Source organism: Pseudomonas syringae pv. cilantro (assembly GCF_001293775.1).
Taxonomy (GTDB): domain Bacteria; phylum Pseudomonadota; class Gammaproteobacteria; order Pseudomonadales; family Pseudomonadaceae; genus Aquipseudomonas; species Aquipseudomonas syringae_P.
Genome location: NZ_LGLN01000033.1, coordinates 541,508 through 549,482, shown reverse-complemented (window position 1 = coordinate 549,482; position 7,975 = coordinate 541,508). Strand labels below are relative to the sequence as shown.

The following is a 7,975-nucleotide window of genomic DNA, read 5'->3' as shown; positions in this document are numbered from 1 at the left end:
ATGGCAGTGATGTTTGTTCCTGACTCAGGTCACCTTTGCGCCCTTACGGCGCCCTACTTTGAGGGACCAAAGTAGGCATTACGTTGTGCCATAGCACAGATTTGACGAGCTGCGTCGCAAGACCTCGCTGCGCACTCAGAATCAAGCGCGCAGGCAAGCCGTTCAACTCAATTCGCCGGCAAACACTGCTCCACCAATGAAGTCCAGACCGCGACACCAGGCTCAATGACCTGGTCGTTGAAGTCGTAGTACGGGTTGTGCAGCGCTGCCGATGGTTTTTCGCCATCGACGCCCATCCAGATGTACGCACCCGGACAGGCGTGCAGCATGAAGGCGAAGTCTTCCGAGGCCATGGACGGGTTGCAGCCCCATTGCACATTGGTTTCGCCCACTGCTGCAACCGCTGCGCGACGAATCGTGGCGGCGGCTTCGGGGTGGTTTTCGGTCACCGGGTAGCCGACGTTGTAGACCAGTTCGCCGCGCACGCCGAAAGCCGTCGGCAGCCGCTCGACGAATTCGCCGATCAGTTGCTGGACCTTCTCGCGAACCGGCGTTTGCAGGCAGCGCACCGTACCGCGCAACACCGCGGTTTCCGGAATCACGTTGATCGCTTCGCCGGCATTGAACTGGGTGATGCTGACCACTGCCGAATCCAATGGCGACAGGCGCCGGGAGACGATGGTTTGCAGCCCGAGCACCAGTTCGGCCGCTGCCACGATCGGATCGTTGCCCTTGTCCGGCATGGCCGCATGGCTGCCTTTGCCGGTCAGGGTGATTTCAAACGTGTCCAGCGACGCCATCATAGGTCCCGGATTGATCACGACTTTGCCCGCAGGCACACCCGGCCAATTGTGCAGGCCGTAAATGGCGTCCATCGGGAAGCGCTCGAACAGGCCGTCTTCGATCATGCGCTGCGCGCCGCCAAGGTTTTCCTCGGCGGGCTGGAAGACAAAATGCACCGTGCCGCGAAACCGGCGGGTTTCCGACAGGTGCCGGGCGGTGGCCAGCAGAATCGCCGTATGGCCGTCATGCCCGCAGGCGTGCATGCAGCCTTTATGGGCAGACTTGTGCACGCTGTCGCCAAGTTCCTGAATCGGCAAAGCATCCATGTCGGCACGAATGCCGAGGGTCGGGCCGTCGCCGTTGCGCAAGGTGCCGACCACACCGGTGCCACCAAGCCCGCGATGCACCTCAAGGCCAAAACCGGTCAGCAGCTCAGCCACTTTGTCGGAGGTTTTCAGCTCTTGAAAACCAAGCTCCGGCGCGGCGTGAATCGCGCGGCGCCAGACGGTCGCTTCGTTAATCAGTGTCTTTGAAATGGGCATGTGCTTACTCCAGGCTCGCGCCGTAGCCAAAACTGGCGGCAGGCTTGGCGGCGGTTTCGACCCAGACGCTTTTCACTTCACTGTACTCGCGCAGCGCATCCAGACCGGAAGAGCGGCCATAACCGCTTTCACCATAGCCGCCGAACGGCGAACTGACGTGAATAGTCTTGTAACCATTAACCCAGAACGTCCCGGCACGCACCTGTCTGGCAACGCGGTGAGCGCGGCCGACGTCGCGGGTCCAGACGCCACCGGCCAGGCCGAAACGGCTGTCGTTGGCAATGCGGATCGCGTCTTCTTCGTCCTTGAACGGAATCGCCACCACCACCGGGCCGAAGATTTCTTCCTGCGCGCAATGCAGCTCGTTGGTGCCTGCCAGCACAGTCGGGTTGATGTAATAACCGGGTCTGTCAGGGATCGGATCAGCCTGCTCGCCGACCAGTCGTGCGCCGTCTTTCAGCGCGCGTTCGACCATGCTTTTCACATGGTTGTACTGCTTGGCGTTGTTGATCGGGCCGATCTGGGTTTGCGGGTCGCCGGGGTCGCCGACCTTGAATTGCGTCGCGGCCACGGCCAGTGCGTTGGTGAATTTCTCGAAGATCGATTCCTGCACCAGCAAACGCGAACCCGACACACAGCTTTGCCCGGCACCGGAGAAAATCGCCGCCTGAGCGCCGCGCAAGGCGACTTCCAGATCAGCGTCGTCGAACACGATGTTGGCCGACTTGCCGCCCAGTTCCAGTACCGCCGGAATACAGCGCTGCGCCGCCGCCACGGCAATATGCCGACCGGTCGCTGGCGAGCCGACGAACACCACTTTGCGAATGTCCGCCTTGGCAATGAACGCCTGGCCGATGGAATGGCCGAAACCGGCAATCACGTTAACCAACCCTTTGGGCACGCCCGCACGCTCGATCAGCACACCGACCACCAGCGAGCTGAGCGGGGTCAGTTCCGACGGTTTGAGGATGACTGCGTTACCCGCCGCAATCGCCGGGGCAATCTGCCAGCCGCAAGTGAAGATCGGCGCGTTCCACGGGGTGATCTGCAACACCGTGCCCAGCGGTTCGTAGGTCACGTAGTTGAGGTGGGTAGTCGGCACCGGAATGATTTCGCCGTGCAGTTTGTCTGCCCAGCCGGCGTAATACTCGAACATCTCAGCGACTTTGAGCACTTCGACGCGGGCATCACGGATCGGCTTGTTGGCGGTCAGGGATTCGATCTGCGCGAGGTTTTCCTGCTCTTCGCGAATCAGATTACCCACTTGGTACATGGCACGCCCACGCGCCTGGGCAGTCAGCGCCCACCACTGTTGTTGCGCGGCTTTGGCAGCCTGGTCGGCGACTTCGACCAAAGACTCATCGGCATCGGGGAAGCTCAGCAACAGGCTGTCGTCATGGGCATTGCGCACGTCAACCGGCGTGCCGTGGCCTTCGATGAATTCTCCGCCGACATAGCTGGCGACGACACTGCGATCGCCCCAGTAAGGGCGCATCAGTTCGAGGATCGTTGCAGTGCTCATCGGTTATTCTCCGTGACCGTAAAGGGTGGCATCGGTGCGTTGCACGATGGCGCAGAAGTCTTCGTTGTCCGCCAGGGTCTCGCTGCTGGCTTGCCACAGTTGCGCAACCACGCGCGACAGCGGCAGGTCCATGTCGAGGCTGTCCGCCAGGTCGCTGGCCAGGCCTACGTCCTTGCGCATCAGGCCCATGGTGAAGCCTGAGTCATAGGCCTTGTTGAGCACCCAGGTGGGGAACATGACTTGCGTCGCGCCGCTGCGCCCGGAGCCGGCGTTCAGGCCTTGCAGGAGTTTTTCCGGGTCGACACCGGCCCGCGCAGCCATCGCGACCGCTTCGGCAGTGCTGATCAGGTGACAGGCGGCGAGCATGTTGTTGGCGATCTTGGCCACGTTGCCCGCGCCGCACTGCCCGACATGCACGCGAGTGCCGCTCATGCCTTCCAGCACCGGCATGGCACGCGCCAGGTCGGCGTCTTCAGCGCCGATAACCATCGACATGGTGCCGGTGGCTGCGCCTTTCGGACCACCCGAGACCGGCGCGTCGATAAATGCGATGCCGTTTTTGGCCAGTTCGGCAGCCACATTGCGGCTCATTTCCGGCGTTGAAGTGGTGGTGTCGACCACGATCAGGCCTTTGTGCCCCAATTCGACAATGCCACCTGCACCGAGGCAGACCGATTCCACGTGCTCGGCCTTGGGCAGCGACAGGATCAGAATATCGACGCTCTGAATCAGTTGCTGACGGTCGGCAACCGGTTTGACGCCTTTGCGTTCGGCCTGGGCCAAGGCTGCCTGCGACAGGTCGAAGCCGCTGACATCAAAGCCTTTGCTCGCCAGGGTGGCGGCCATGCCACCGCCCATATTGCCGAGTCCGATTACACCTGTTCTCAACGTCATGTCTGCATCTCGATGGGTTTTACAGGAATTCAGCAAGGCTGCCCGCAACCGCGTGCGCCCTGCGATGTGCTGATGAACCGAGTATGGACAGCGCTCTCCCCTCTCAGCAATAATCCTGAAATCGAATTTATGTTGCCTTTAGCGCAACACTGGAAGCCGCCCATGAGCCTCGTGCAAGATCGACGCATCCTGTATTTCTTCGAAGCGGTGCGCCTGGGCAGCGTTCGAGCTGCGGCCGACTTTCTCAATGTGGCGCCCTCGGCAGTCAGCCGCCAGATCGCCCAGCTGGAACAGGAACTGGGTTCACCGCTGCTGGAGCGCCACCGGCGCGGTGTCAAACCGACCGAAGCGGGTGACAAGGTGCTGGCTTACTACCGCCAGCGGCTGACTCAGCAGGAAGTGTTGCTGGACTCGATTCAGGCGCTGAAAGGCCTGCACAGCGGCTCGGTGACGCTGGTGTCCGGGGAAGGCTTTCTTGAAAGTCTGGCGCAACCGCTGGCACGGTTTTCCGAGCAGCACCCCAGAATCGAACTGATCGTGAACGTCTGCGGCAGTAACGAAGTGATCCGCCAGGTGGTCGAGGACGAGGCGCATATCGGCCTGGTCTTCAACCCGGCTGCCGACCCGAAAATCCGCTCGCACGCGCATCAGCGGCAGCCGGTCTGTGTGATCACCGGGCCGGACCATCCGCTGACTGACGAGCCAGGCCCTGTCGAGCTTCACGCACTCGGCCAATATCGCGTTGCGCTGCCGGCGGTGTCCTACGGCATTCGCCAGATCCTCCTGCAAGCCGAGCATCAGTTGGGCATCACAGTGCAGCCGACGCTGACCTGCAGCACGTTCGCCATGCTCAAGCATTTCGCCATGCAGGGCGGCGTCACGTTGCTGCCGACCTTCGTCGTCGAGGAGGAAATCAGGTCCGGAAAGCTGCGCGCCCTGCCCTTGCAGCATGAGGTCTTCAGCAGCCCGCAGACGCACCTGATCAGTCGTCTGGGTCGTCAATTGAGCGTCGGCGCCAATCGTTTGATGAGCATGCTGTTGCAGGACATGACAGCGTTTCGCAATTGAGAGGAAAAGCACCGGCCGACGTACCGTTAGTCCCACCTGAAACAATCGCGCTGAACCATCAAAAACCTCGTGGTTCCTCTTTAGTAACGGATCAGAATTTCTGCTGCTATCGAGGATTAATCATGCGAGCTTTGACTTACCACGGCGCCAAAGATGTAAAAGTCGACACCGTTCGGGACCCGATCATAGAACAGCAGGACGATATCATTCTGCGCGTAACGGCAACCGCCATCTGCGGTTCCGATCTGCACCTGTATCGCGGCAAGATCCCTACTGTGGAGCACGGCGACATCTTCGGTCACGAGTTCATGGGGATTGTGGAAGAGACTGGCTCGGCAGTGACCTCCGTGCAAAAAGGCGACCGCGTGGTGATCCCGTTCGTCATCGCCTGCGGACACTGTTTTTTCTGTGACATCAATCTGTTCGCCGCCTGCGAGACTACCAATACCGGGCGTGGCGCGATCATGAACAAGAAGTCGATTCCGCCAGGCGCGGCATTGTTCGGCTTCAGCCATTTGTATGGCGGCATTCCTGGCGGGCAGGCGGAGTACGTGCGCGTCCCCAAAGCCAACACCGGTCCGTTCAAAGTTCCCGGCACCCTGTCAGACGAGAAAGTGCTGTTCCTCTCCGACATCCTGCCCACGGCATGGCAGGCCGTCACTAACGCCGGGATCGGAAAGGGTTCCAGCGTTGCCATCTATGGCGCTGGCCCGGTCGGGCTGATGAGCGCGGCGTGCGCGAAAATGCTGGGTGCCGAGAAGATCTTCATGGTCGATCACCACCCGTATCGCCTGGCCTACGCACAGGCAACCTACGGCGTGATCCCGATCAACTTCGATGAAGACGATGACCCGGCTGACACCATCATTCGCCAGACACCCGGCATGCGCGGTGTGGATGGCGTGGTCGATGCGGTGGGTTTCGAGGCCAAGGGCAGCACGACGGAAACCATTCTTGCCACTCTGAAACTCGAAGGCAGCAGCGGCAAGGCGTTGCGCCAGTGCATCGCGGCAGTGAGACGTGGCGGTGTGGTCAGCGTGCCGGGCGTGTATGCCGGGTTCATCCACGGCTTCATGTTCGGTGACGCGTTCGACAAAGGCCTGACCTTCAAGATGGGCCAGACCCATGTGCATCGCTTCATGCCTGAGCTGCTGGAGCACATTGAAGCGGGTCGACTCGAGCCAGAAGCCATCATCACGCACCGCATGTCACTGGAAGATGCAGCGCTGGGCTACAAGCTGTTCGACAAGAAGGAAGAGGATTGCCGCAAGGTCATTCTGACCCCGGGCAATAATACGATTGTCGTGCCTGACACCGACACCGAAGCACTGGTTGGCGTACCGGCAGCAGTCTGAAAACCGCAACCTGAAAGGAGACACGTCATGGAAGCGCCAAGTGTGTTCTGGATCGCTGCGGCGGTCATCGTGCTGTTGCTGGACGCCTGGGTGATCTACAGCGTCTGGCGCTCGACTAAAACGTCCGGCACCAAGGCGGGCTGGACGCTGCTGGTGCTGGCATTGCCGGTCGTCGGGGCCGGAATCTGGGGCATCAACGGGCCTCGCGGTGTGGTGCAGGCGCCAGCATCGGACAAGCACAGCACCGGCTGACGGGTGAATCGCGTGCCGACCCTAGGGGGGGTCGGCACGCATCACCTGGCAGTCACCGGCTCAAATACGCGAATCGCCCTTTGAACGGTTTGCCTATCGGATCAGCCAGGTCGCCATGCTTGCTGGTGGACAGGCCCAGCTCCACCAGCGACTCTGCCAGCTTCACGGCGGCAGCAACGCCGTCGATCACTGGCAGACCAATCGCCTCGCTCAGTTGCCTGGCAAGATCCGCCATGCCGCCACAACCCAGCACAATCGCTCCGGCACCTTCCTGATCACGGGCGACAAGCGCCTGCTCAGCCATCAGCTCGATCAACTCCGGCCCGCTTTCTTCAAGCGCCAGCACGGGAAGATCAATGCAGCGTATCGACGTGCACAGCTCACTGAAACCATAACGCTGCAACAGATGCTCGGCGATGATGCGTGTCCGGGTCAGCGTAGTGACGACCGCAAAACGGGTAGAAATCAGACTGGCCATGTGAAAAGCCGCTTCGGCGATACCAATCACCGGGGCGCTGGCGTACTCGCGCGCGGCCAGCAAACCAGGGTCGCCAAAGCAGGCGATGATGTGCGCATCGACGTGTTGCTCGCGGCCTTTGCGTATCTCTTCAAGCACGCCCAGGGTGGCGATGGCCTCGTCGAAATGCCCCTCGATCGATACCGGGCCATCCTCCGGGCTGCATGCCAGAATCTGCGTATCTGGGCGCGCTACGGCTTGCGCCGCCAGGCCGATTTTGTGGGTCATGGCATCGCTGGTGTTGGGGTTGATCACTTGAATACGCACCGGAACTCCTTCAGCGCTGCTTGAAAATGCTGTGAAAGTCGACCGTCTGACTGACCGGCTCGTCCACCTTGAGACTGGCGCGAATGCGACGTAAATGTTCGGCCATCCATTCACGCGCCTGTTCGCCCAGCCCGGCTTCGAGCAGCCTCAGCAGGTCCACGTGTTGACCGCAGTCGCAGCCAACGCTGCGCCGCGAGCCGTACACGGCGACGATCAATGATGAGCGCGTGGTGAGCTGCGCGACTTGCTCGGTCAATACCTGATTGCCCGCCAGCGCACATAACTGCACATGAAAGCGCGCCGACAACTGGATCGCCTCGCTATGAAGTCCGGCGTGCTGCGCCTCGTGCTCCTGATTGCACAGCAGACGCAGCGCGTCCAGCCGCTGCCCTGCGACCCGCGCAGCAATGTCGGCCATCAGCGCCGGTTCGATCAGCTGCCTGGCACCGAGTACATCCTGTGCCTCCTGCGCCGAAGGCTGCGCAACTTCAGCGCCGCGCTTGGGACGCAGGGTCACCAGGCGCTCCAGCGCCAGACGCTGCAACACCTTGCGAATGCCGGTCCGGCTGATCTCGAACACCTCCGCCAGTGCGTCTTCGGGCAAACGCGTACCCGGCGCCAGCCGGTGCTCGACGATCGCTTCCAGAACATGCTGATAAATCTGTTCGTCACGGCCTTTTTCATCGGCCGCAGGTGTCAGGAACAAAGAAGCGCTGGCAGGTCGGGACATGATTCAAACCACTTGATGGTACAGATCGTATACAGGAATAGTGCC

8 protein-coding genes are annotated in these 7,975 nt (G+C 61.2%); 3 read left to right on the top strand and 5 right to left on the bottom strand.

What is annotated here, in order from left to right; genetic code table 11:
- Positions 1-167 precede the first annotated feature (167 nt).
- Genes ABJ99_RS09495 through ABJ99_RS09485 form a run of 3 tightly spaced genes read right to left on the bottom strand, consistent with a single transcriptional unit; the run spans position 168 to position 3,741 of the window.
- Positions 168-1,325 (bottom strand): M20 aminoacylase family protein, encoded by a 1,158-nt coding sequence (locus ABJ99_RS09495; RefSeq protein WP_054085603.1) that lies wholly within the window; start codon positions 1,323-1,325, stop codon positions 168-170.
- Positions 1,326-1,329: 4 nt separating this feature from the next.
- Entirely contained in the window at positions 1,330-2,847 is a 1,518-nt protein-coding gene (locus ABJ99_RS09490) for an aldehyde dehydrogenase family protein (protein ID WP_054085602.1), read from the bottom strand.
- Positions 2,848-2,850: 3 nt separating this feature from the next.
- Positions 2,851-3,741: an NAD(P)-dependent oxidoreductase gene (locus tag ABJ99_RS09485; protein ID WP_054085601.1), complete on the bottom strand. Its 891-nt coding sequence runs from the start codon at positions 3,739-3,741 to the stop codon at positions 2,851-2,853.
- 162 nt (positions 3,742-3,903) lie between these two features.
- Here ABJ99_RS09485 and ABJ99_RS09480 point away from each other — a divergent pair, with 162 nt between their 5' ends.
- From ABJ99_RS09480 to ABJ99_RS09470, 3 genes are all read left to right on the top strand, one after another.
- Positions 3,904-4,809 carry a LysR family transcriptional regulator gene (locus tag ABJ99_RS09480; protein ID WP_054085600.1) on the top strand — a complete coding sequence of 302 codons (906 nt, stop codon included), beginning with the start codon at positions 3,904-3,906 and terminating at the stop codon, positions 4,807-4,809.
- A 122-nt stretch (positions 4,810-4,931) separates the two neighbouring features.
- Positions 4,932-6,164: a zinc-dependent alcohol dehydrogenase gene (locus ABJ99_RS09475; RefSeq protein WP_054085599.1), complete on the top strand. Its 1,233-nt coding sequence runs from the start codon at positions 4,932-4,934 to the stop codon at positions 6,162-6,164.
- A 27-nt stretch (positions 6,165-6,191) separates the two neighbouring features.
- Entirely contained in the window at positions 6,192-6,416 is a 225-nt protein-coding gene (locus tag ABJ99_RS09470; protein WP_054085598.1) for a PLD nuclease N-terminal domain-containing protein, read from the top strand.
- A 52-nt stretch (positions 6,417-6,468) separates the two neighbouring features.
- Here ABJ99_RS09470 and ABJ99_RS09465 read toward each other — a convergent pair whose 3' ends face one another.
- Both ABJ99_RS09465 and ABJ99_RS09460 read right to left on the bottom strand, forming a co-directional pair.
- On the bottom strand, positions 6,469-7,200 hold the full coding sequence (locus ABJ99_RS09465; RefSeq protein WP_054085597.1) for an aspartate/glutamate racemase family protein: 732 nt from the start codon (positions 7,198-7,200) through the stop codon (positions 6,469-6,471).
- A 10-nt stretch (positions 7,201-7,210) separates the two neighbouring features.
- Positions 7,211-7,930, bottom strand: a complete 720-nt coding sequence (locus ABJ99_RS09460) for a GntR family transcriptional regulator (RefSeq protein WP_054085596.1) — start codon at positions 7,928-7,930, stop codon at positions 7,211-7,213.
- Positions 7,931-7,975 lie beyond the last annotated feature (45 nt).

Coding starts and splice junctions, on each gene's coding strand:
- ABJ99_RS09490 (WP_054085602.1), bottom strand. CDS start 2,847: ATGAGCACTGCAACGATCCTCGAACTGATGCGCCCTTACTGGGGCGAT.
- ABJ99_RS09480 (WP_054085600.1), top strand. CDS start 3,904: ATGAGCCTCGTGCAAGATCGACGCATCCTGTATTTCTTCGAAGCGGTG.
- ABJ99_RS09495 (WP_054085603.1), bottom strand. CDS start 1,325: ATGCCCATTTCAAAGACACTGATTAACGAAGCGACCGTCTGGCGCCGC.
- ABJ99_RS09460 (WP_054085596.1), bottom strand. CDS start 7,930: ATGTCCCGACCTGCCAGCGCTTCTTTGTTCCTGACACCTGCGGCCGAT.
- ABJ99_RS09485 (WP_054085601.1), bottom strand. CDS start 3,741: ATGACGTTGAGAACAGGTGTAATCGGACTCGGCAATATGGGCGGTGGC.
- ABJ99_RS09475 (WP_054085599.1), top strand. CDS start 4,932: ATGCGAGCTTTGACTTACCACGGCGCCAAAGATGTAAAAGTCGACACC.
- ABJ99_RS09470 (WP_054085598.1), top strand. CDS start 6,192: ATGGAAGCGCCAAGTGTGTTCTGGATCGCTGCGGCGGTCATCGTGCTG.